Here is a 24,533-nt window from a genome sequence, read left to right as displayed (position 1 = left end):
AAGCGAACTGCTTATGTCTCGAGTGTCTAGGCGCTGGAGCTAGACAGATAATCGCTAAAAATTATACTCCCTCTTTGCTCTTTAAAAAGTCGCTCATTACTTCGCTGAATGGAGAGCAGCTTTTCTGTTTTTTTTTTAATAGGTGTAAGGGGTTATTCGTAAGACCTCATTCCATAAAGTTTCTCAAAAAAATATATAGAACTAGTAAATCCGCCCGTTCATTAATTGTGCTCCTGTCATCTACTGTATTAATACCTAATGACAGGAGCCAAAAGAATGAAACTCAAAAAATTTGTTGATCCGTTACCAATCATGAATACTTTAAAGTCGGAACGGAAAAATGAAAAAGGTGCATACTTCGAGGTGCAAATGGAAGAATTTACAAAAAAACTGCATCGGGACCTAAAACCAACCCGTTTATGGGGATACAATCGCCAGTTTCCAGGTCCGACGATTGATGTTAACAGGGGCGAGCCGGTGCAAGTAAAATGGATAAATAATCTACCCACGAAACATATTCTCCCGGTTGATAAGTCGATACACGAGGTAGCGAATCATCCGGAGGTTCGGACTGTTACTCATTTACATGGGAGTGAGACCAGGCCGGAAAGTGATGGCTATCCAGATGCGTGGTATACTAAAAATTTTAAAGAGGTAGGATCGTTTTTCAAAAGGGAGGTGTACGAATATCCAAACAGGCAACGTGCTGCAACGCTTTGGTATCACGATCACGCTATGGGGATTACCAGACTCAATATGTATGCAGGGCTTGCAGGGATGTATATTATTCGCGACGAACAAGAAAAGAGATTAAATCTGCCGAAAGGAAAATATGAGGTTCCGCTTGTGATTCAGGACCGAACGTTCAATAAGGATGGCTCTCTCTTCTATCCGAGGCAGCCAAGTGATCCAGCAAGTGATTTACCCAATCCTTCAATCAATCCATTTTTTATTGGAGATAAGATACTCGTTAACGGAAAGGTTTGGCCATATTTTGAAGTGGAACCGCGGAAATATCGCTTTCGAATATTAAACGCATCGAATACGCGCGCATATCAATTATTCCTCGAATCAAAACAGCCTTTTAATCAAATTGGATCGGACGGAGGGCTATTACAAAGAACAGTGAAAATGGAGAAAATAGCCATTGAACCAGCGGAACGAGTTGATGTAATCATTGACTTTTCAAAGCATAATGGCAAAACAATTACGTTGAAAAATGATCTTGGACCAAATGCGAATCCTGAAGACGAAACAGATGAAATCATGCAATTCGCCGTGAGCTTGCCTATTTCAGGAAACGATCATAGCAACATACCCCAGAAGCTGTCCAATATTCCTTCATTAAAACATAATAAAATTAATGCAATCAGAAATTTAAAACTTGTCGGTTCAACTGACAAATATGGGCGCCCATTACTACTATTGGATAATAAAAAATGGATGGACCCGGTTACGGAAAAGCCTTATTTAGGATCAACTGAAATCTGGGCTTTAACAAACATTACAGGATTTACACACCCGATTCATATTCATTTAATTCAATTTCAAATTTTAGATCGTCGCCCTTTTGATCTAGATAGTTATAATAAGGATGGCAGAATTCTATACACTGGTCGGGCAATAGCTCCTGAACCGAACGAACGGGGTTGGAAAGACACTGTAGCAGCCCCTTCTGCACAAATTACACGACTTATTATGAAATTTGTTCCGTATGCTGGTGATTATGTTTGGCATTGCCATATTTTAGAGCATGAGGACTATGACATGATGCGGCCACTAAGAGTTATTAATCCAAAGAGTCTGGATCTCGACAAATGATCACTGGGCTGATAATAGAATCAAAATAATAATTCCCTGTTTTTTAGACAAAATAAGAAATAATTGGAGGGATTATTAGATGGATAAAAAGAAGAATAAGCCTAAAATCGGTGAGAGTGTTGTTGCCCCAGGTGTTGACCCAGAGGATGCCCTGGACAAACAGGCAACTCAATCTGAAATTGAAGAGGGAGAATCCACTAAGGTAACAAGGCTAACGTACGATGAACATGATCCAAGTTAGAAGTACCGATACAAAAAGTGAGGAGCTGATATGCTCTTCACTTTTGTTTTATATACTTATTATTAATATCGAAAAAAGTGGTAGGTAGGTGTCAGAAGTTCTAAATTATTTTGAAACGACTATTGTCCCATAGAAACTCACGGGAAATCACAAAAAATTAAATCTATTATTTATATACTCTTAATCTATTATGTGATAATGTAGAAAGAATAATTTTATTTTGAAAACTTTGTTAAAACAAAATAACATCATAGAGTTTGTATTGCAGAAAGGATGGAGTTGTATATGTCTCAAATGTTAGCATTGGTTATTATTATTTTGATTCTGTTTGTTGGTGAAATTGTTGCGATTCGAACGAAAGCGTGGGTGCCATCAATTTTTATCAGTGCTGTACTTTTTTTACTAGGTTACTGGACGTTTTTCCCGCCCGATATCGTAGAACTTGCAGGTATTCCATCGACTGTGGCGGTAATGTTGATTTATTTATTAATCACAAATATGGGAACTTTGTTATCTGTGCAGGAATTAGTGGATCAATGGAAAACAATATTGATTGCCATATCGGGTATACTGGGAATTATTGCTGTCTTATTTGGAATTGGAACTTTTCTATTTGGATTTAAAACGGTAGTTGTAGCTATTCCGCCGTTAGTTGGCGGCCTAGTATCCGCTTTAATCATGTCGGAAGGTGCATCAGCAGCAGGGTTGACAAGCCTAGGAGTGTTTGCCATTGTCATCTATGTTTTGCAAGGTTTCGCTGGATATCCTTTAACATCAATTATGTTGAAAAAGGAAGGAAGCAAGTTACTCAAAAAGTATAGAAATGGAGAGCTAATCGTAGAGAAGGATGCAAAGGAGACCTCAACTACTTCTGGTCAAAAGGAACTAAAGTTATTTAATAAACTACCTGAAAAATATAACACTGATTACTTTAAATTTTTCAGACTAGCCTTTGTTGGTTTCCTGGCTTACTTAGTTTCGACCTTACTTGGACCAATAGTTGAAATTAGTCCCTTTGTGCTTTGTTTACTGTTTGGTGTAATAGCTAGAAGTGTAGGATTTTTGGAAAGACATGCACTTCTAAAAGCAAATGGTTTTGGTTTTGCTATCATGGCACTTATGTTATATATTTTCGATGGTTTAAAAAATGCTACCCCAAGTATGATGATGGATTTATTGTTTCCGTTAATTGGGTGCATCGTGTTAGGTGTTACCGGAATGTATTTATTTTCTTTTTTTATTGGAAAGTTGTTAAAGGTTAGTAAGGAAATGGCTTTTGCAGTTTCTTTAACTGCACTCTATGGATTTCCAGCTGATTATATTATTACGACAGAGGTTGTCAATTCTCTGACGCAAGATAAAATAGAACGTGATGTTTTATTGAGCCATATGCTAGCTCCAATGCTTGTAGCTGGTTTTATTACAGTTACAATTGTTTCAGTCGTATTGGCTGGTATCTTTGTAGGATTTTTATAAAAAAGAGGTTGTTCAAAAAGTCCGGTAAAAATGACGCATCGAATTTCTTCGTTAGCTTGCTTTTCCTGCGTGCTAGATCGTCTCCTCACGTATTAAGGGAGTAGAGGAACTTCTACTAAAACACCCACGTCCTGTGGACAACGTAGAAGTCAACACATCCTGTGTAAGTCCGGTACGGGGAGCTGCGCTACTTCGAAATTATCGGTCATGTTTATCCTCCTTTTTGAACACGCACATAAAGGAGAATTTTAATGGCAAATGACCTATTCAAAAATTTAATGAAGACTTACGATAGACAACTAGATTATTCTGGCATCAATGGAGAAAGAATTGCAAAACGACTTTTTGAACTTTCACAAATTGGATTTACCTCAGATGGTGGAGTGAAGCGTCCGGGTTTTTCTAGTGAAGAAAAAAGCGCGAAGCAACTTGTTAAAAATTGGATGAACGAAGCTGGAATTAAGGTGACAGAGGATGGTGCTGGAAATGTAATTGGTCGAATTGATGGAGTCAATAATAACTCTCCAGCAATTGCTTCTGGATCTCACTTAGATAGCGTACCAAATGGTGGCCACTTTGATGGTCCTGTAGGGGTTTTGGCTGCACTGGAAGTTGCTTCAGCTTGGAAAGAAACGAATTTCTCTCCTAATAAACCATATGAAATAATCATTTTTACGGATGAAGAGGGTTCGAGATTTAATAGTGGACTAACCGGAAGTATGGCGATGACTGGAAATGGTGATTATGCAAAACAAACACAGATGGTCGACTATAACGGCGATTCATTTGAAAGAGTACTTCAAGCATATGGAAGCAGTCTTCAAGGCTTCAAGGAAGCAAAAAGAGATTTGAAAGAATTGGAAGTTTTTATTGAAGTCCATATTGAGCAAGGAAAAAAACTCGAAATTGATAATCTCCCCGTTGGGATTGTTAGTGGAATTGCAGGTCCTGCATGGCTGGAAGTCACTTTTACTGGTGAAGCAGGACATGCAGGAAATACACCAATGATTGGTCGAAGAGATCCATTAATAGCGGCGGCTGAATTTATTCAAAAGGTTGAGGGTTTTCCTGAAAAAGTAAGTGACACAGCAGTAGCAACTGTTGGCAAGCTTAATGTATCTCCGAATGGCATTAATGTGATCCCCCAACAAGTAACGTTGAATGTCGATATTCGAGACATCTATAAGGATACACGGGACGAGCTACTGCAATTGGTTATTCAAGAAGCTGAACATATTGCTGGTAATAGGGGAATACGTATCAATGTAAAGGAAAACACAAAAATACAGCCTGTCCCAATTAAAAAGGAACTTCAAAACAAATTAGCAAATTCCATTTCAAAATACGGCTTAGATCCTGCGTATATACCAAGTGGAGCCGGTCATGATGCCATGAATCTTGGCATGCATATTCCGGTTGCCATGCTGTTTGTCAGGAGTAAAGATGGGATTAGTCATAATCCGAAAGAGTGGTCAACGCTGAGTGATATAGTGACTACAATACATGTGCTAAAAGATTTTGTTGAAGGGGTTATGAAGGAATAGTTTTTCATTTGAAATACGTTTTATGTTATCTTCTTATTTTGTTAAAGCTATTCGAAAAAATGTGATCTACAGCAGTAAATCATTCGTAAGCTTAATAACAATAATCAAGAGGGGACGATAAACATGGAAATGAGCGGTGAAAAGGTCACTGGTGAGGTAGTGTTTCCACTCTTGAAGAAACCGTCACTTACACTTTTCCTGACGAAGGATAATATAAGGTTCATTGTGATCCATATCCAGTAATGAAAATGACAGTTATCGTAAAACAAGATGCTCCTGGAAATTCCATACTTGGACGAATAAGGATCTTGCCGAACATAATGTGCATATCGCACTAAAGTAGTTTATGTAAATATGAAGAGGGTTTTTAACATAGGATAGAAGCGAGTTCAGAATGGACTCGTTTCTATTTTTGCTTTGTAATATCAATCCATATTGATCGCAGGCTTTTGTACCTATATGTCGAATAGTAAAATAAGGGCAGATTAGTGGTGCTCTTACGGAAAACGTCATAAACATGAGTATGGACTAAAAAGTTGGGCTGAAGTAGGGAACACTAATGAAACGATTCTTAAGTCTTTTTCTTTACAGCATGGTCATGATCTTTATAGTAACAACGGGCTTTGAGTACCAAGAACATATTAGGGAAAAGTCAGCAAACAACTTTAAGTTTCTGCCGATAGTTAGTTTTGCCATTATCTTTCCAATTGTTATCGGTATTTTATTCGGAATTCCTGTCTTAATGAAAAGAATTAAATTAGAAGAAGCAGCGCTGCTATAAGTGGAATTGTATGTGGTTTTGTCTTAGTCGAATGTATTAAGACTAGAAGTAAAAGGAGTTTTAGAATAAACTAACGGAATTTTGAATTAGATTTTGGACACTAACATTATAGTCGCATCCATATTTAACGATCAAGCTTATAAACCAGGATAGTGTATCGTGAACAAAATTATTTATAGAGTTTTTTTATCTTTAACGAAACATTTTCCAGCGGATTCCGTCTATACCTAAAATCAGTTTAGCTTCTCTCAGAAAATGTCTTCATTCTGAGGGATGTTGAACGGGATGGAGTGGTCAAGGTGAAAAAGTGGTTGATCATAATAATCGTTTTTAGTTTTAGTATCTTCCTAGCAGCATGTAGCAATGAAGAACAAAGCAGTGAATCGGCTGATAAAGCAGCTGAGAGTATGGAAAAAAATATAACAGAGGAATCTGGTGGTTCTCCTATAGGAACAACCGATTCTGCAAACGAGCAACAAGATAGACAATCCCAAGAAGGTACTGAATCAAAAGAAGTCGAAATAAGCAAGGTAAATAGAAAAATTATTTATACTGCCAATTTATCTATTCAGGTAAAACATTATCAAAAAGCTGTAAACGATATTCAAACAAAAGTATCAGATCGCGGTGGATATATTGTGGGATCAAACATGTACGGTGATTCCGAAGAAGGGTCTACGAATGGACAGATGACCATTCGAATACCGCAGAATCAGTTTCGTGAATTTATTCAGCTGGTCGAAGAAGGTAGTAGTGAGGTTCTGGAAAGTTCAATCTCTGGGCAAGACGTGACAGAGGAATATATTGATCTTGAATCACGTCTGAAATCTAAACATGTAGTGGAGAATAGGCTACTTTCTTTTATGGAGCAAGCGGAAAAAACAGAAGATCTTTTAACCATTTCTGAGGATTTAGCAAAAGTCCAAGAAGAAATTGAAGAAATAACGGGTCGAATGAACTATTTGCAAAATAAAGCTGACCTAGCAACGGTTACGATTCAAATTCAAGAAAATAATGTAACGATTTCAGGGATCAATGAAGATGATTTAAATACATGGGAAAAAACCAAGCAACAATTTTTGAAAAGTGTTAATTTCCTTATCTCAACTTTTTCTAGGCTTTTCGTTTTCCTATTCGGAAACCTACCAATTCTTTTGGTGTTAGGATGTATTGGTTTGATTACATTTTTGATAGTCAAAAAAAGTACAAAGAATAAGCGGAGTGATTAAATTATAGAGGACGAAAAAGGGGAATAAAGCAAAATGTAAGGCGAAATAATAAGGCAAGAGGAACTTTAAGATGGAGGAATTGAATTGGTTAGATCAAATTCGTATACAAGAACATCAAATCCTGCTTTAAATGATAAATCTTTTCGTGTAACAAATGATGGTGCATCATCGATGACAATTCAAGGAACCGTCAATCGAACGATGATCATGTTTTTTGTGCTTTTTATTTCCGCTTCCTATATATGGAATCTGTATTTTAGTGGTAATGGTTCAGAAGTTTCAGGATTACTGATACTAGGGTTGATTGTTGGCTTTATTCTTGCGTTGATTACTATATTTGTTCCGAAAGTAGCACCATTTACTTCCATTCCTTACGCGCTGGCTGAAGGTCTTGTAATCGGTGGTATTTCAGCGATGTACGAATTGCAATTTAGTGGGATTACAGTTCAGGCAGCAATGTTAACGTTCGGCGTTCTGTTAGTCATGTTAGTTGCGTTTAAAACCAGGCTGATTAAAGTCACAAAAAAGTTCAGATTAGGGGTCATATGTGCGACAGGTGCTATTTTCCTTGCTTACCTCGCAACCTTTATTATGCGACTTTTTGGCATGGGTGACGTTTTATACCTGCACAGTAGCGGCCCTATTGGCATTTTGATTAGTGTAGGTATTGTTATTGTGGCGGCATTGAACCTTGTACTTGATTTTGACTTTATTCAAAAAGGAACAAATCGTAATGCACCTAAATACATGGAATGGTACGGAGCATTTGGTTTAATGGTGACATTGGTATGGCTTTACCTTGAGATTCTGCGATTGATTGCAAAACTTAGACGGTAAAGTTCCTACCCCTAGAAGGAGACTATATGGAAATTTATCAGTTTACTAAAGAAATTGGAAACCATATCTCGCGGATAATATCGTTAAAACGCAGCACGCTGCACATGTCGGGTGTATGCATCTAAAACCATCGATACAAAAGAATGGTGAACATAATGCTTAACTCAAAAAACATTAGGATCTTTAACGGTAATGATAAAGATTTAGATGCAATATCTATGATATATTGTAATGCTTTTCTTGATAACGACTATACCTCTGAAGATATCAACTGAAGATATCAACGAAGCTAAACAAACTATTATAAAACATTCAACATATCCGGGGTTCAAGGGAATAAAATACTTAAATGAATCTAATAAAGTTGCAGGTTTTGCGTATGGGTATACATCTATACCGGGACAATTTTATCGAGAAAAATTAGAAGAATATTTTGAAAAAGATGAAAGAAATAAATGGTTACGTAATTGTTTTGAACTTCTGGAGTTGGCAGTTGATTCTAAAAGTAGACAAGGAGACATTGGCAACCTGCTACATGATCACTTGTTGAGACATGTAAATCATAAAACTTCTGTATTGACTACATGGAACGATAATAGTCCAGCTATTAACCTCTATAAAAAACAACAATGGCAAACTATCAAGAACAATGTTGTTGTCATACCGGTACAAAACCTCAAGTAATAATGGGGAAGGAATTAAGGTAGGTAGTAGATATGATTTTTAAAAGGGAAATATAAAAGCAAAAGAGGTGACATGAACATGGAACTTTTACCGTATTCGTCTGCAATCTTTGTTTTTGTAATGGTGATTTTAATTTGCATTGTTGCCTATAAGATATTTATAAAGAAAGAACGTCCCAATAACTCTTATACGCCTTTTGATTATATAGCTGGGCAAACCGAGGATGAATTTAATGAGGAACAGGACGAACAAGAATCTGATGTTAAAGAATAGCGCCACTGAAAAGGGCGCTATAAGTTTAGTAAAGCATCCGCCACAGATAAAATGTTGCATAGGACTCCCAATTTGCCCAATTAGAGGAGAGTTTTAAAATGGTTTCCTTTGATGGTTTCTTGTCTAATCCTAAGATAAGTTTAATGGCGTTGTGTAAACCAACGTCATCAATAGGAAATGCCGACGTGAAACGTAAGCACCTCATCAACACATAGTTGGCTGTCCAAGGACCAATCCCACGAATTTTCACAAGCATCTTTTCAGCTTTTTTAAAGTCATTAGATTCCAGTAACATTTCCTTTGTCAATTCGTTATTTCCTATTAATTTCGCTACATCAACCAGGTATTCACTTTTCCTAATGGTCATTTTCAAAGGAGCTAAATCTTCTATTGATAACTTTCCAATATCTTCTGCTGAAGGGAATATCCAGTATTTCTCATCCTCCCACTCCACATATTTTCCAAATGACTCTACTAAACGTCTTTTAAGGGTATAGGCATAAGTTAGGTTTATTTGTTGTCCAAGAATTCCCCAGGCCATTGCTTCAAATAAATCTGGTATGCCGATAGTTCGTAAACCATAAAAATTGGATACTGGTTCACTTAGCAGAAGATCCGTTTCAGCAAGCTCATAAAAAGGACGTAAATCGGTTTCTAAATCAAACCAGTCTTGGATGTATTCTGCGACTTCTGCCCTGACTGATTTTTCTTTTGGTGTTGAATTTCCCAAAAAACGCACGGTTATAAAGTCATCAGTATTGGCACTAACTTCAACTAAAGGCGTTTCATTACCAACAGGTATTACTCGATTAATTTTATTATCTAGTATGGTAAACATACATTCATTTGATGATCTAGATAGGTATTTCAGGTTTTCGGTAAAGCTGAATTCTTTAGGTGTGGAAATCTTCATTGTTTCTTTCGAGTCTTCCCAGTCCATATATATTCTCCTCAAAATTTTCACTTTTTGTACCTCTATCGTTGTATCATAGTTTGTACATTGATGATTTCGTTATCTTGCTATTACCTTCGCAAAACCTTTCATTTTCAACAGTTCTGAGTATACTTAAGGGTGAGGTGATTAATTGAGAACGGTAAGGAACCCGCAGATTTCGAACGAATATTGGAAGGCCATTGTAGAAAATGATGCATCCTATGATGATACATTTTTTTACGGCGTTAAAACCACTGGAATCTTCTGTAGGCCATCTTGTAAATCTAGAGTACCAAATAAGAAAAATGTTTTTATTTTTAAAAACGCTATTCTCGCGCAAACGGAAAACTTTCGAGCTTGTAAAAGGTGTAAACCTAATGGATTACATTTACCTGACGAAGAATGGATTGAGCAAATAGTAGAATTTATTAATCAAAGTTATCAGGAACATCTCACCTTAACTGTTTTAGCGGAAAATGCTCACGGTAGTCCTTATCATTTACAGCGTACATTTAAACGAGTAAAAGGAATTAGTCCACTTGATTATATACAACAGCTTCGGATAAATCGAGCGATTCATTATCTTTTGACATCAAATAAAACAGTTACGGATATTGGAATGGGAGTTGGTCTGCCGAATACAGCTTACTTTGTAACGCTTTTTAAGAAAAAAACAAATTTAACCCCGACTGAATACCGGAAGAAACACCAAGGATAACCCAAAAGGAAGGAGACGTTACATGAAAGCAAGTAAAGAACTTATTAGATGGTCGCTTTTTGAACGTGATAATTGGCAATTTTATATTGCAGCAACTGCAAAGGGAATTTGTTATGTTGGTTCCCCAAATCGTTCATTCTGTGAATTAAAGGAATGGGCGATACGTCGGTTCTTTCATCCTGAGTTGATAGAGGATGCTGCACTGCTGCAACCCTATAAGAAAGAATTACTCGAGTATTTTCAAGGTAAGCGCGAAACCTTTTCGTTTTCCGTTGATGTTCAAGGTACTGTCTTTCAACAAGAAATATGGAATGCTTTGAATCAAATACCATATGGAAAAACATACACCTATTCGCAAATTGCTAAAATGATCGAGAGGCCATTAGCGGTACGTGCGGTGGGAACTGCCATCGGAGCTAATCCGTTACTCATCACTGTACCTTGTCACCGTGTAATTGGTAAAAATGGGGCGCTGACTGGATATCGTGGTGGCTTGGAAATGAAGAAAGAATTACTTCAACTGGAAAAAGCAAATGGAGGTGTTGTCGACATCTAGTCAAAATGGAACAAATATCGGTACATCATACTATATTACGCTACCTTCCTATACTTATGTACTAATTTTCTAAATATAAAAAATAGGTCGAATTGTGCTTACATATCATCTCCCTCCTCGTTATAATTGAAATTATAGTATTGGAGGAGGGATTCGTTGATGAAAAAGAAATGGATTGTACCAATGGTGATGTCCGCTGCGATGATTACCGCACCGCTGGTTTCAAGTGGACAAGCTATCACAGAGAATGATGCTAAGTTGATCCAACAAGAGATGCAGAAGCAAAAGCCCACTGCTAAACAATTAAATGTCCCCATCTTTGTAACAGAAAAAAAGCTGGAACACACGAATACGAATGATGCAAAACAATTTCTTGGTGAAAACAAGGAAATTTTCAACATGGAAAAAGGAAAAGGCCAATTCAAAGTCAAGAATACAAAAATAGACAAAATCGGAATGAAACATGTTCGTATGCAGCAATCGGTGAACGGTGTTCCAGTTGAAGGAAGTGAGGTAATTGTTCACTATGACAAAAAAGATAAAGTTCAAAGTGTAAACGGATATTACAATAAAGCTCTTGATGAAGCTGAATTGCCGACAAAGCCTTCCATTTCAAAAGAGCAAGCTTTAAAAACAGCAAAGGATAAAGTCGCTGCTCCTGATAATTTACCTTACGAGCCGACTTCAGAGTTAGTTATTTATCCTCATCAAGGCGAAAATCATCTCGCTTACAAGACAAATGTAAACTTTCTTGGTGAAAATCCGGGAAACTGGTATGTATATGTTGATGCACGTAGCGGAGAAGTAATCGACAAAATTAATACACTGATGGATGTCGGTCAATATAAGGAATCGAAAGGATCAGGCATTGGAGTATTGGGTGATCATCGCAATTTGCATATTTCTCACAAGAACGTATCCGGGGATAAAAATGGCACAATGTTTTTCTTGAACGACGTTTCACATGAAAACTTGGAAGGTATTCGCACATATGACCTAAACAACCAGTGGAACGCGCCATTTCCAGGTGAATTATTTTCAGACAAAGACGCTGCTTTTAATGACGAATACGACCGAGCTGCTGTCGATGCCCATTTCAATTCAGAAAAAGTGTACAAATACTTTCTTGAAGAGCATGACCGAAATTCCATTGATGGTGAAGGAATGGCTATCATCTCATCCGTTCACTTTGGTGAAAATTATAACAACGCCTTCTGGAATGGCGAACAAATGACTTACGGAGACGGTGATGGTGATTATTTCATCTCGCTTTCGGCCGGTCTTGATGTTGCAGCCCATGAAATGACACACGGCGTGACAACTCATACTGCAGGGTTAAAATACCAGTTCCAATCCGGAGCTCTTAACGAATCCTTTTCAGATATATTTGGTGCGTTAGTCGATGAAGAAGATTGGGAACTCGGCGAGGATATTATGGGAGATGAGGCAGTTGCTTCAGGCAGAACATCCCTTCGCAGTTTAATTAACCCAAATAAATATATGGTTGCAGAGGCTTACTGGGAATATGGTGATGGTAGTGGAACATACCCATCTCATATGGATCAATTTTATGACCTGCCACGAAGCTTGGATAACGGCGGCGTTCATATAAATTCTTCAATCTCCAACCATGCCGCTTACCTTATCGGAACACAAATTGGCAAGGACAAGCTCGGTCATATTTATTACCGGGCGTTGGTTCATTATCTAACACCAAACTCTGATTTCAATAATGCTCGTGATGCTGTCATTCAATCAGCAGTAGATTTATACGGTGAAGGTAGTGTGGAAGCACAAGCTGCAGCAAATGGGTTTGACGAAGTAGGTATTATGGAATAACCCCGAAGAAAAACAGGTTGGCGGTTTCTCTCGCCAACCTGTTTTTCTATTTGCAAAATGCTTCAAAGGCTTCCCCGGGGAGACCAGCTTTTCAACCTTTATTTACTCCAATGCCTTCATAACTGACGATTTGAGTTCTTGATCAAAAATTTTAGATAAATAGGTAGGAGCAGTTAAATACAAAAGCCCATTTCCTTCGAGCATCGGTGATAGCCCCAGGGGAACAGTTCGTTTGATTAATTGTGCATAAAGTTCTGGTTCTGAAAGTTCTCGTTCAAAATAGTTGTTTGTCGAAATTTTTATTAATGCCAATGCTCCGGAAGCATGTGGGGCTGACATGGATGTTCCGCTTAAGGTGGCATATTTTCCATCCAAATATGTGGATAAGATTTTTTCACCTGGTGTTACCAAATCCACTTCATTATTGGAGTTGGTAAACTCGGAGGAGCGTCGCTCAAAATCAATAGCTCCTACACTGATAACTTCATTATAACATCCTGGGTATGCGAATTCATCTGTTGCATGATCGCCATCACCACCATTTCCTGCAGCACAAACAACAAGGATATTGTTCTCAACTGCAGATTTGATTGCTTTATAAAGTTCCTTATGGTCATTCGGACCTCCAAGAGACATGGAAATAATATCTACTTTTTGTTCAATGGCAAAATTAATTCCATTAATGATCCAATCATACTGACCCGAACCATTTTTGTTGAGTACCTTTACAATAAGTAAGCTGGCTTCTGGAGCGACTCCAGTTACACCTGAAGCGTTTTGACTAGCAGCGATCGTTCCAGCCACATGAGTACCGTGACCAGCATAGTCGATGAAACTTTTCGGATCGCTCGTATCGTCATCTGTGAAATTTTTTCCGCCAATGATACGGTCCGATAAATCGGGATGGTCAACTTCACATCCTGTATCAAGGACTGCAATGGTAATACCTTTTCCCTTTGTACCATTCCAAACTTTTGGTGCCTGAATAAGTTCAACACCTTTAGGGATTTCGTTCTCGACTTGGTCAACTTGTTGAATCACTTGATATGGAATTACTTGAAAACAGTTTTTCATTTCTGTCCCTCCCAGTACAAGATCATTAAATACTTATTAACATTCTAACATTTCAGATTGTTTTAGAATAGGTACAATAGTAGTAGGGAAATTTACTAAGTAGGTAATGAGAAAAAGTAGAATTTCATGATATAATTGTAAACATCTATATAGAATGCTAGTAAGGAGGCGACACATGAATTTCATTTCAATAGATTTCGAGACTGCAAATGAAAAGCGCCACAGCCCATGTGCGATAGGTATTGTCGTTGCAAATGAAACCGGGATAGTTGAAGAGTTCTATAGTTTGATCAACCCGCTTATGGATTTCAGTTCTTTTAATATCCGGGTTCATGGTATCACTGCAGCAGATGTGATTGATGCACCAACTTTTGCTGAGATATGGCCAAAATTTGAGTCCTATTTAACAGGTAATGTTGTTATAGCCCATAATGCTAGTTTTGATATGAGTGTATTGCGAAAGACTTTGGATTATTTCAATCTTACATATCCTCAGATGGAATATTTGTGTACAGTGGAGATTTCGAAACGTATATGGCCAGATTTAATGAATCATCGGCTAAATACTGTGGCGTCACACCATAATATCCTGTTTGAGCATCACCATGCATTAGAGGATGCACGTGTAGCTGCGTTAATTTTGATCAAAGCAATTAGGGAACACAATGCAGTGAATCTTGATGATTTTGTAAAAATTTGCAGCATGAAAAAAGGTAGAATGTATGAACATGGCTATGTTACGCCTAAAATTAATTCGAAAAGACGTAGGAAAAGAATGTATTTTTAGTGATAGGTATTTAAGATTCTATCCATTTTAAATTTTTAGAGGAAAGAGTATGCAAATAGTTGCATACCCTTTCCTTTTTTCTATTGTTCCAACCCTAGCATTCCATTAACTAAGAAGAAATAACCCATGAAAACAAAGTAGAAAGTACTAATACTAGGCACCCTGCTAACAAGAGTGGAGAAGTTAGAGTAAATGATACGCTGTAAGGTCTTGTATCTTCTTTTGTGCCTTCACTATCATCCAATACGCGAGCTACAGGGTTTGATTTTTGGAGGAATCGTTTAGAACTCCTTATCATTCCGTTGAAAAAGCCCCCTTGTAGAACGAGCATTGCTCCGCCAATAACAGTCAGAAGAAGTGAACAATAGAAAAGACTGTTGACCCAATCTAATAGATTAATAGAATAATCCATAAGAAAAATAGAATAATCCATAAGAAAAAAAGAGACAAAAGTTGAAAAACAAAGTGTTGCAAAAATGATTACTAGAGTCTTATGAAACATAAGGACTGTCACCTACTCAGGCTAGATATTTGTTATGGCAGTTTGAGGGGCAGTATAACCCCACTGATTGTAGTTTCACTTTATAACATATATCTGAAATTTTCATCATAATGTTAGATAAGTCTAAAAAGCTTGACTAGGCCATACAAAAGATGTGGATCAAAAGTAATATTAGTAGTGCGTGTGCAAAAAGTTGCCAAATTAGAAATAAGAAGTTCGAGGAGGCGTAGTCCCCGAGACCGGAAAGACAAGCAAAGCGGAGAAATTCGCCGTTTATCATTTGGTGACTTTTTGAACAACCTCTAGTATCACTATGCTGTAAGTCACTAAAACATGTAACAAAACAAGGGGGAAAATGAATGAAGAAGCGGTTGTTGATCAAGCTGTTGATTTTAATGGTTACTGTAGGTCTAGTACTCACCGGTTGTAATTTTAATTCTACAGAGGAAAGTACCGATACTCCAGATGCAACAAAGGAAGATGGTGCGAAAGAAACTGATGTGGAACAGGTGTTAAATATGTCGGAGAGTTCAGAAATTCCAACGATGGATTCTGTTCATGCTCATGATGGGGTCTCATTTACAGCTTTGAACAACGTCAAGGAAGGTCTGTATAGACTAGGATTAGAACATAATGCAGTTTTGGCTATCGCAAATGATCATCAGGCTAGTGAAGATGGGCTGGTGCACACGTTTACACTTCGTGACGCGAAGTGGAGCAATGGTGACCCTGTTACTGCTCATGACTTCGTTTACGCTTGGCAAAGAATATTTAAAGATACAGGACACTATGCAAGTATGTTTGAAACTGCAAAGATTCTTAATGCGACAGATATTATAAATGGGGATAAGCAGGCTGAAGAACTGGGGGTTAAAGCACTAGATGATAAAACCCTTCAAGTTACACTGTCTGGTCCTAATCCCCTCTTACCACAAAATTTAACATTTCCTTCATTTCTACCACAAAATCAAGAATTTGTTGAGAGTCAAGGAGACCAATATGCGTTAGAAGCTAGCAACATGTTATACAACGGGCCATTTATTCTATCAGAATGGAAACACGATCAAAGCTGGCAATATAAGAAAAACCCTGATTACTGGGATGCCGAAACAGTGAAGTTAGAAGAGATCAATACATTTGTGGTAAAGGAAGCTTCAACAGAATTAAACCTTTATGAAACACATGAGCTTGATCGTGTAGACCTAACTGCAGCCACTGTTGATCAGTATCAGAACGACGAAACATTTAGTTTTGTAGACGACGCTGAAATTAGATTCCTTCGCTTTAATCACACCCTCGAAGCTTTAGGAAATGAAAACATTCGGCGTGCAATTGACATGGGTTGGGATAAGGAGGCTCATGCTGACGTCATTCTTAACAATGGATCAAAGCCTTTATATGCACTGGTACCAAAGGGATTCTCTGCTTCTCCGGACGGTGAAGAATTTCGTGAATTAAATGGGCCTTTCAATCAAGGAACGTTTGAAGAGGCACAAGCATTTTTAGATAAGGGTCTAGAGGAAATTGGTAAAGAAACTGCGACAATTTCTATACTGTCTTCAGATGATGAATCAATGATGAAAACGGCGGAGTATTTAAAAAATCAGCTAGAAACAAATTTGTCGGGACTAACAGTCGAAATTAAGGTTGTTCCTTTCCAGCAAAGATTAGAATTAGAAAAAGCGGTAGATTATGGTATCTCAATTTCTTCATGGGGACCAGACTACAATGACCCAATGACATATCTCGGAATGTGGGTCACCGATGGTTCCGCAAATAGAATGGGTTACTCCAACCCTGAATATGATGCTCTTATAGAAGAGATAAATGCAGAGCAGAATCCTGCTGATCGTTATGCAATGATGTTAGAGGCTGAAAAAATGTTATTCGAGGATGCGGCGATTGGGCCAGCTTATCAAGTAACCAATGCTGTTCTACAACGTCTGTATGTCAAAGACCTAGCTTATCATCCAAGTGGTGCTGAATTTAGTTTCAAATGGGCGTATATCAAAGAATAAAATAAAAAAGTATTATTGCAGATTTTAAAATAAGGATGCTATAGATGGTGCATCCTTATATTTTTCTACTAGTGTACGTTCAAAAAGTCGCCGAATTAGAAATTAGAAGGTCGAGGCACGAGCGTTTTGAGGACCGGACTTGCGCGTGTTGTGCTGACTTCTACGTTGTCCACAGGACGTTGACGGTTTTAGTAGAAGCTCCTCTATGCCTTTAATACGTGAGGACCGGAAAAACCGAGTAACGAAGAGATTCGACATTTATCATTTGGTGACTTTTTGAACATCCTCTGCTAGTTAACAGACAAGTTAGGATAAGTGAGGTGTGGTTGTGAAAGGTTATATTGTTCAACGTATAGGTTATATGCTCTTAACCTTGTTTATCGTAATATCGGTTACCTTTTTTCTCGTCAAACTTCTTCCAGGTACACCATTCAGTAATCCAGAAAAGTTATCCGAACAACAGTTGATTTTAATGAATGAAAAATATGGACTAGATAAACCAGTAGCGATTCAGTATTTAAAATATGTAGGAAACCTAGTAACAGGTGATCTGGGTCTCTCCTATCAATATGATGGGCGTTCAGTGAACAGCATTCTCAGTGGTCGAATTGGTCCCTCAGCCCTGATTGGGTTTCAGGCCCTAGTTTTTGGAACGCTAGTTGGTTTAATTCTCGGAATTATTTCAGCTTTAAAGCATAATAGTTTTTTAGATTATGGATCCGTGTTTATCGCTGTACTTGGAATGTCCGTTCCATCCTTTGTCTTTGCTGCATTGATGCAATATTATATCGGAGTAAGACTGGGTTGGTTGCCGGCAGCGCTGTGGCAAGGATATGAATATACCATTATGCCTTCTATTGCTCTTTCCGTTATGGTTGTTGCTACGGTGGCCCGTTTTATTCGAACAGAAATGTTGGAAGTGCTGGGACAAGATTATATTGTAACGGCTAAAGCAAAAGGTATCACTGAAAAGGGTGTTGTATTTAAACATGTCATTCGCAATGCTATTATTCCTGTTGTGACCATGCTTGGACCTTTAGCTGTAGCGATCATGACAGGAACGCTGGTCATAGAAAAAATATTCGCAGTGCCTGGTCTCGGAGAGCAATTCACGAAGTCCGTATTAGTGAATGATTATAGTGTCATTATGGGCATTACATTGATGTACAGTGCCCTATTTATCGGAGTTGTTTTGTTAGTAGATATCTTATATGGAATTATTGACCCACGAATCAGTATAAAAGGGGGTCATAAGAAATGAGGCCAGGAAAAAGGGAAATTACCCAGGATATGTTTGTCCCATCTCCAATTGATTCTAGTAAAAGGGAAGAGATTGCGGGTCCTCCTGTAACTTTTTGGAAAGAAGCTTGGAGAAGGTTAAGAAAAAATAAGGGAGCTTTTTTGGGACTTATTACTATTATGTTCCTGATCGTGATTGCATTAGCTGGACCTGTTATGAATGAATATTCATACGTTGATCAGGACCTGATGCGTTCTAACTTGCCTCCTCTTGTACCTGGTTTAGAATGGCTGGGATTTAATGGCGAGGATGTTAACGGAACGAACCAATATCAGAATAGAGGGATCACCGAAGCATCTTGGTTTGGTACGGATGAATTTGGTCGTGATTTATGGACTAGAGTATGGAAAGGTACACAAATTTCTTTATTTATCGCTCTTGTTGCTGCGCTATTAGATTTAATTATAGGTGTAGTTTATGGTGGGATTTCTTCCTTTTATGGTGGGCGTGTTGACAATTTCATGCAACGGATCATAGAAGTTCTCATGGGAATTCCAAATTTAGTTGTTATTATTTTATTTATCATCATTCTTGAGCCAGGTATTACCTCCATTATTATAGCTATGATTATTACGGGGTGGGTAGGTATGGCGCGTGTCGTTCGAGGACAGATTTTACAGCTGAAGGGGCAAGAATTCATCTTAGCTGCTCGCAACTTAGGTTCTTCAAATAGAAAGATAATATGGAAACATTTAATTCCTAATGTTATGGGGCCAATTATTGTAACCTTAATGTTTACCATTCCAACTGCTATCTTTTTTGAAGCATTCTTGAGTTTTATAGGGCTTGGGTTACAACCCCCTTTAGCCTCTTTAGGTGTCTTAATCGAAGATGGTTATAAATCGATGCGCTTCTTTCCCTATAAATTATTATTTCCGGCGATCGTTATTAGTGCCATTATGATTAGCTTTAACCTCTTAGCTGATGGACTACGGGATGCCCTAGATCCTAAAATGAGGAGATAAGGAGGGGGACAATTATGGCAGATAAAGTATTAGATATAGATGGACTTCACGTTTCCTTTCGAACCCACGATGGGGAGGTGAAGGCGACACGAGGTGTAAGCTTTGAATTGGAAAAAGGAGAAACATTAGCAATTGTTGGAGAATCTGGTTCAGGTAAATCAGTGACTGCGAAAAGCCTAATAAGAGTACTTCCCCAAAAAAACAGTTTTATTAAAAACGGTCAAATCCTTTATGAAGGAAAAGATTTACTGAAATACAGCGAAAAAGAAATGGAGAAAATCCGTGGATCCGAAATTTCAATGGTCTTCCAAGATCCCATGACTTCACTAAATCCTACCATGCCTGTTGGGAAACAAATCATGGAGGGATTAAAAAAGCATCAAGAACTGGGGAAGAAAGAAGCATCCAGAAAAGCTAAGGATCTGCTCGAACTTGTCGGTATTCCTAATGCCAAAGAACGGATGAAGGAATATCCTCATCAGTTTTCAGGTGGCATGAGGCAGAGGGTAGTTATTGCTATAGCACTGGCCTGTAATCCTAAAGTGTTAATTGCTGACGAACCGACGACTGCCCTTGATGTAACCATTCAAGCTCAAATCTTAGACCTGATGAAGGATCTACAAAAGAAAACCGGAACAGCGATTATTATCATTACCCATGATCTTGGTGTGGTTGCTAATATGGCTCAACGCGTGGCGGTGATGTATGCTGGAGAAATTATCGAAACAGGAACGGTAGATGAGATTTTCTTTGAACCAAAACATCCATACACATGGGGGTTACTATTATCTATGCCACAATTACATGCGAATCGTTCCGTACCGCTGGTTCCGATTTCAGGTACTCCACCTGACTTAGCTCATTTACCAGAAGGCTGTCCTTTTGCGGCTCGTTGTCCACATGTCATGGAAGTATGTCATGATTTTTCACCCGATAAGACCCCAGTCTCAAAGACACACACCGTCTCATGTTGGTTGGAAGATATACGTGCACCTCGGGTGAAAAGGCCTGATGAAGTGGGAGGGTAATGGATGAGAAACAAAGAAAAGCTACTTGAAGTTAAAAATTTAAAAAAACATTTCGGCATAGGAAAAAGGCAAGTATTAAAAGCGGTAGATGATATTTCCTTTGATATTTATAAAGGTGAAACATTAGGATTGGTAGGAGAGTCTGGTTGCGGAAAGTCAACAGCAGGACGAACTATCAATCATCTATACGATGCGACCTCTGGACAAGTGATATACAATGGGGAAGATATCTTAGTCAAAAAGTCAGCTAGGGAAATAAAAGAGTTGAAAAAGAAAATGCAGATGATCTTTCAGGATCCCTATTCATCTCTTGATCCAAGAATGACAGTATTAGAGATTATATCAGAGGGGATCAGTAACCATGATTCTCATTTGAAAAAGGAAGAAAAAAGAGCTAAAGTCCATGATCTGCTTGAATTGGTAGGTTTAAATAAAAAGCATGCTAACCGGTACCCCCATGAGTTTAGTGGCGGTCAACGGCAACGTATAGGAATTGCACGAGCACTGGCCGTAGAACCTGAGTGTATTATTGCCGATGAACCAATTGCAGCGTTGGATGTTTCCATACAAGCCCAAATTGTCAACTTATTAAAAGAGCTGCAAGTGGATAAGGGATTAACCTATTTATTTATTGCCCATGACTTATCCATGGTTAAACACATCAGCGATCGGATAGCAGTCATGTACTTAGGGAACCTTGTAGAATTAGCCGATAGCGAGGAGCTATATGACGATCCTTTGCATCCCTACACCCAAGCCCTATTATCCGCTATTCCCGTACCTAACCCGGAAATAGAAAGGTCGCGTGAACGTGTTATTTTAACAGGGGATGTTCCAGATCCCGTAAATCCTCCAAGTGGCTGCCGTTTTCGTACACGTTGCCCTGTCGCCAAAGATATTTGTGCTGAAGTTAAGCCGGAATGGCAAGAGGTAAAACCAGATCACTTTGTAGCTTGTCATCTTTATAGCCAGTAAAATATATAAAAAGCGTTGCTACTGGATTATTTTGCAGTCAACGCTTTTTCTGCTTCATATAAAATAGATGAAATATGATTATTAGGGATGGGTTAAGTTGCTAAGTAACTATTTTAATTATAATTATGAAGGTGATTACTTTACTCTATTTTCTCTTCCCCATATAGCCATGTTAGTTAGTACCATTGTAAGTATAATGATGCTTTATTATTTCAGAAATAGTAGCCGTGTCAGCTATATAAAAGCCTTTATTCTTTTAGGTTTAGTTGGTTCAGAGTTAACATTAAATATATGGTATTTGCTTAATGGGGTTTGGGATATAGCGCATACCTTACCTTTACAACTATGCTCCATATCTTTATATCTAAGTGTTTTTATGTTATTCACAAAAAAGTACTTTCTGTTTGAAATAGCCTTCTTTTTGGGGATAGGAGGAGCCATGCAGGCCTTATTAACACCGGAGTTGTTTTATGATTTCCCGCACTTTCGCTATTTCCAATTTTTCACCGCGCACATATCAATTGTTTTAGCATCAACCTATATGGTCTTTGTAGTAAAGTACAAACCAACTTTCAAGTCAGTTTGGAAATCAATGCTGGGTTTAAATTTAATTGCCTTTTTTGTTTTTTTCATGAATAAAGCAACAGGTGGAAATTATATGTTTTTAGCAAGAAAACCGTCTAATCCTAGCTTAATTGATTACTTGGGCGATTACCCTTGGTATATACTGTCTTTGGAATTAGTAACATTAATTTCTTTCCTTATTTTATACCTACCATTCCTAGTACAATACTATATGAAGAAAAGGGACTAAGGAAAAGTTTCACTCGGTCTAACCTTCATCATATAAATGTACAATATGAAGATTATTTGGAGGAGTGAATGGACCAAAAATGGAGTATGGTATACCAGAAATTTATGAATATGAAGTAACAGGAAACCTTGGTAATCTATATAAGGATATCCAGTTTATCTTGAAGGTACCGATTGTTAATTTTATGTTTCGCACACTAGCATTCTACGAAAAGTTTCTAATGACTGCGTGGGGACAAGTGAGGTTGAATATGCTGACAACTGAAATGGAAAAAGCTGCTGAAAACTTGATGTATCCAGACATTTCGCTTAACGCGCCTCCATTCAATTGGGCAGAGGTTTATGATGCAGCAACGATTGAAAGAATTAGGAGGGTTGTTTTCACCTTTAATTATGTGAATCCAAAATTACTCTTAATTGCGAGCGCTTGGAAAGAAAGTTTAAGTAATCGACCAATCAAAGGTATAGAAGCATATGGAGAGTTTATTAGCCCTGGAATCATTCAAGGCTTACCAAACATACATTTAGTAAAAATAAATCAAACAACGCCACCAGTTCACGATTTGCTTTTAGATATTATGAAAAAGCATCATGCGTATGATGCAGCAAGTGATTACCGTGCATTAGCAAATTTTCCAGTGTTCTTAGAAGAAAGCTGGAAAAATTTAAGGCCCTATGTCGGTTCAAAGGAATACATTTTGTTGGAATCTGAACTTAAAACGAAAGCTATTAATATGGCACACGATGAAATGCCATTTTCAGTTACAATTGATCCTGATTTCTTACATCATTATTATAATCCAAGAGAAATTGCGGGCATAATGGGCATCGTTTCGATGTTTCAAAGCATTCTTCCGAGCTTGATTATTGAAGGAGAGTTTTTTAGAAGGATGATTGAGAGTAAATAAGAAGATGATGAGCAATATTTTCACTTCCCACATTTCATATAGGAAGTGAATTTTTTTGTAAGATGTTAGCTTGCATGCCTCATTCACCAAAATCTTTCCTCCAATTTCGGCGATATGAAGTGATTAAAAGCGATGTGGAATGATTTAGTGGCTCTCAAAATCAAATGGTAGCGCTTTCTCTAACTATTTGGAGCTTATACGCATCAATTTCCGTATACCCCTTGAAACTAAATACACAGATGTTACGATACAAAGGTTGAAAGTACAAACGGAAATCAAAACAAATGAGGATGATTTACATGTTAAAACAAAAAACAATCGCATTTTTAGGTGCCGGTAATATGGCAGAAGCAATGATATCTGGAATGATCCAAACGGAAAAAGTACCAGCTAATCAAATCATTGTGACAAACAAATGCAATTACGATCGTTTAAATATACTGGAAGATAAATATGGAGTAAGAACTGCCTCAATAGCAGAATTACCGTACAATGAGATTGACTTTCTAATTTTAGCTATGAAGCCAAAAGGAGCAGAAAAAACACTTTCTACAATAAAAGATTTGCTTCCTAGTAATCAGGTAGTAATTTCGGTGTTAGCAGGCATATCTACTTCTTATATGGAAGAAAGACTGAACACCGGGCAAGAAGTAATTCGTGTTATGCCAAATACGTCAAGTATGATTCAAGAATCTGCTACAGCAATGTCATTGGGTACGCATACCAGTGATCATAATGCTAATGCGATAAAGGAACTGCTTGAATGTATGGGGAAAGTTTATGTCATTAAGGAAGATCAAATGGATATCTTTACTGGTATAGCAGGAAGCGGTCCAGCTTATTTCTATTATTTGATGGAACAAATGGAGAACATCGGAAAAGTAAGCGGAATGGACGACAAAATGGCTAGAAAAATTGCTGCACAAACGGTTTACGGCGCGGCAAAAATGATTATGGAAAATGATGAAGCCCCTGCTGAATTAATTGACAATATCGTTTCACCAAATGGTACGACTGCAGCAGGATTAGATGCCCTGAAGAAACACAATGGTGGGGAAGCCATTACTCAAGCCGTAAACAATGCAGCAAAACGTTCAAAAGAAATCAGTAAAGAACTCGATGGCGTTTTAGTTCCTTCCTAAGTCACATATAAATCAGATCAGGACATAAGCATGGTGCTTATGTCCAGTTTTTTTGCAATTTGGTATTGACTAGTGAATGAAAACGCTT

24 protein-coding genes are annotated in these 24,533 nt (G+C 37.8%); 21 read left to right on the top strand and 3 right to left on the bottom strand.

Features of this window, described 5'->3' with window-relative positions; genetic code table 11:
• The first annotated feature begins 276 nt into the window (after nucleotides 1-276).
• The 9 genes from AC3G7N_RS09680 (at nucleotide 277) to AC3G7N_RS09640 (ending at nucleotide 8,886) form a co-directional block, all read left to right on the top strand.
• Nucleotides 277-1,821, top strand: a complete 1,545-nt coding sequence (locus AC3G7N_RS09680; RefSeq protein ID WP_489421953.1) for a multicopper oxidase family protein — start codon at nucleotides 277-279, stop codon at nucleotides 1,819-1,821.
• 79 nt (nucleotides 1,822-1,900) lie between these two features.
• Nucleotides 1,901-2,062 (top strand): hypothetical protein, encoded by a 162-nt coding sequence (locus AC3G7N_RS09675; RefSeq protein WP_489421952.1) that lies wholly within the window; start codon nucleotides 1,901-1,903, stop codon nucleotides 2,060-2,062.
• A 285-nt stretch (nucleotides 2,063-2,347) separates the two neighbouring features.
• Nucleotides 2,348-3,538, top strand: a complete 1,191-nt coding sequence (locus AC3G7N_RS09670) for a hypothetical protein (RefSeq protein ID WP_489421951.1) — start codon at nucleotides 2,348-2,350, stop codon at nucleotides 3,536-3,538.
• A 251-nt stretch (nucleotides 3,539-3,789) separates the two neighbouring features.
• Nucleotides 3,790-5,082, top strand: coding sequence for a M20 family metallo-hydrolase (locus AC3G7N_RS09665; RefSeq protein WP_489421950.1), 1,293 nt, complete (start codon nucleotides 3,790-3,792; stop codon nucleotides 5,080-5,082).
• A gap of 559 nt (nucleotides 5,083-5,641) precedes the next feature.
• Nucleotides 5,642-5,863, top strand: a complete 222-nt coding sequence (locus tag AC3G7N_RS09660) for a hypothetical protein (RefSeq protein ID WP_489421949.1) — start codon at nucleotides 5,642-5,644, stop codon at nucleotides 5,861-5,863.
• Nucleotides 5,864-6,162: 299 nt separating this feature from the next.
• On the top strand, nucleotides 6,163-7,092 hold the full coding sequence (locus tag AC3G7N_RS09655) for a DUF4349 domain-containing protein (RefSeq protein ID WP_489421948.1): 930 nt from the start codon (nucleotides 6,163-6,165) through the stop codon (nucleotides 7,090-7,092).
• Between the two features lie 84 nt (nucleotides 7,093-7,176).
• Nucleotides 7,177-7,929 carry a Bax inhibitor-1/YccA family protein gene (locus AC3G7N_RS09650; protein ID WP_489421947.1) on the top strand — a complete coding sequence of 251 codons (753 nt, stop codon included), beginning with the start codon at nucleotides 7,177-7,179 and terminating at the stop codon, nucleotides 7,927-7,929.
• 240 nt (nucleotides 7,930-8,169) lie between these two features.
• Complete coding sequence (locus AC3G7N_RS09645) at nucleotides 8,170-8,613, top strand: GNAT family N-acetyltransferase (protein WP_489421946.1); 444 nt, start codon at nucleotides 8,170-8,172, stop codon at nucleotides 8,611-8,613.
• Nucleotides 8,614-8,691: 78 nt separating this feature from the next.
• Entirely contained in the window at nucleotides 8,692-8,886 is a 195-nt protein-coding gene (locus AC3G7N_RS09640; protein ID WP_489421945.1) for a DUF3951 domain-containing protein, read from the top strand.
• A gap of 25 nt (nucleotides 8,887-8,911) precedes the next feature.
• Here the strand turns inward: AC3G7N_RS09640 and AC3G7N_RS09635 are convergent, their stop codons facing one another.
• A complete protein-coding gene (locus tag AC3G7N_RS09635) occupies nucleotides 8,912-9,826 on the bottom strand; it encodes a DNA-3-methyladenine glycosylase family protein (protein WP_489421944.1) in 915 nt (304 codons plus the stop codon).
• A gap of 145 nt (nucleotides 9,827-9,971) precedes the next feature.
• Here AC3G7N_RS09635 and AC3G7N_RS09630 point away from each other — a divergent pair, with 145 nt between their 5' ends.
• From AC3G7N_RS09630 to AC3G7N_RS09620, 3 genes are all read left to right on the top strand, one after another.
• Nucleotides 9,972-10,538 carry a bifunctional transcriptional activator/DNA repair enzyme AdaA gene (locus AC3G7N_RS09630; RefSeq protein ID WP_489421943.1) on the top strand — a complete coding sequence of 189 codons (567 nt, stop codon included), beginning with the start codon at nucleotides 9,972-9,974 and terminating at the stop codon, nucleotides 10,536-10,538.
• A 22-nt stretch (nucleotides 10,539-10,560) separates the two neighbouring features.
• Nucleotides 10,561-11,094 (top strand): methylated-DNA--[protein]-cysteine S-methyltransferase, encoded by a 534-nt coding sequence (locus tag AC3G7N_RS09625; RefSeq protein ID WP_489421942.1) that lies wholly within the window; start codon nucleotides 10,561-10,563, stop codon nucleotides 11,092-11,094.
• Between the two features lie 159 nt (nucleotides 11,095-11,253).
• Nucleotides 11,254-12,933, top strand: coding sequence for a M4 family metallopeptidase (locus tag AC3G7N_RS09620; RefSeq protein WP_489421941.1), 1,680 nt, complete (start codon nucleotides 11,254-11,256; stop codon nucleotides 12,931-12,933).
• Between the two features lie 102 nt (nucleotides 12,934-13,035).
• Here AC3G7N_RS09620 and AC3G7N_RS09615 read toward each other — a convergent pair whose 3' ends face one another.
• Entirely contained in the window at nucleotides 13,036-14,007 is a 972-nt protein-coding gene (locus AC3G7N_RS09615; RefSeq protein ID WP_489421940.1) for a S8 family peptidase, read from the bottom strand.
• 175 nt (nucleotides 14,008-14,182) lie between these two features.
• On the opposite strand from AC3G7N_RS09615, the gene AC3G7N_RS09610 reads away from it, so the two are divergent.
• Entirely contained in the window at nucleotides 14,183-14,794 is a 612-nt protein-coding gene (locus AC3G7N_RS09610) for a 3'-5' exonuclease (RefSeq protein WP_489421939.1), read from the top strand.
• Nucleotides 14,795-14,903: 109 nt separating this feature from the next.
• On the opposite strand, the gene AC3G7N_RS09605 is transcribed toward AC3G7N_RS09610, so the two are convergent.
• Nucleotides 14,904-15,296, bottom strand: coding sequence for a DUF3899 domain-containing protein (locus AC3G7N_RS09605; RefSeq protein ID WP_489421938.1), 393 nt, complete (start codon nucleotides 15,294-15,296; stop codon nucleotides 14,904-14,906).
• A 359-nt stretch (nucleotides 15,297-15,655) separates the two neighbouring features.
• On the opposite strand from AC3G7N_RS09605, the gene AC3G7N_RS09600 reads away from it, so the two are divergent.
• The 8 genes from AC3G7N_RS09600 to proC all read left to right on the top strand — a co-directional run bounded on the left by AC3G7N_RS09600 (nucleotide 15,656) and on the right by proC (nucleotide 24,445).
• Nucleotides 15,656-17,314: a peptide ABC transporter substrate-binding protein gene (locus AC3G7N_RS09600; RefSeq protein WP_489421937.1), complete on the top strand. Its 1,659-nt coding sequence runs from the start codon at nucleotides 15,656-15,658 to the stop codon at nucleotides 17,312-17,314.
• A gap of 328 nt (nucleotides 17,315-17,642) precedes the next feature.
• Nucleotides 17,643-18,575, top strand: a complete 933-nt coding sequence (gene opp3b / locus AC3G7N_RS09595; protein ID WP_489421936.1) for an oligopeptide ABC transporter permease — start codon at nucleotides 17,643-17,645, stop codon at nucleotides 18,573-18,575.
• A complete protein-coding gene (opp3C, locus tag AC3G7N_RS09590) occupies nucleotides 18,572-19,579 on the top strand; it encodes an oligopeptide ABC transporter permease (RefSeq protein ID WP_489421935.1) in 1,008 nt (335 codons plus the stop codon). Before opp3b ends, opp3C begins: the two co-directional genes overlap by 4 nt.
• Nucleotides 19,580-19,593: 14 nt before the next feature.
• Complete coding sequence (locus AC3G7N_RS09585) at nucleotides 19,594-20,607, top strand: ABC transporter ATP-binding protein (protein WP_489421934.1); 1,014 nt, start codon at nucleotides 19,594-19,596, stop codon at nucleotides 20,605-20,607.
• A 3-nt stretch (nucleotides 20,608-20,610) separates the two neighbouring features.
• Nucleotides 20,611-21,582, top strand: coding sequence for an ABC transporter ATP-binding protein (locus AC3G7N_RS09580; RefSeq protein ID WP_489421933.1), 972 nt, complete (start codon nucleotides 20,611-20,613; stop codon nucleotides 21,580-21,582).
• A gap of 97 nt (nucleotides 21,583-21,679) precedes the next feature.
• A complete protein-coding gene (locus AC3G7N_RS09575) occupies nucleotides 21,680-22,396 on the top strand; it encodes a YwaF family protein (RefSeq protein WP_489421932.1) in 717 nt (238 codons plus the stop codon).
• A gap of 64 nt (nucleotides 22,397-22,460) precedes the next feature.
• Nucleotides 22,461-23,303 carry a halocarboxylic acid dehydrogenase DehI family protein gene (locus AC3G7N_RS09570; protein ID WP_489421931.1) on the top strand — a complete coding sequence of 281 codons (843 nt, stop codon included), beginning with the start codon at nucleotides 22,461-22,463 and terminating at the stop codon, nucleotides 23,301-23,303.
• A 299-nt stretch (nucleotides 23,304-23,602) separates the two neighbouring features.
• Nucleotides 23,603-24,445 carry a pyrroline-5-carboxylate reductase gene (proC, locus tag AC3G7N_RS09565; RefSeq protein WP_489421930.1) on the top strand — a complete coding sequence of 281 codons (843 nt, stop codon included), beginning with the start codon at nucleotides 23,603-23,605 and terminating at the stop codon, nucleotides 24,443-24,445.
• Nucleotides 24,446-24,533 lie beyond the last annotated feature (88 nt).

This window comes from Virgibacillus carmonensis (genome assembly GCF_057836705.1).
The sequence above is the reverse complement of the archived record's forward strand: the minus strand, read 5'-3'. Positions and strand labels throughout refer to the sequence as shown.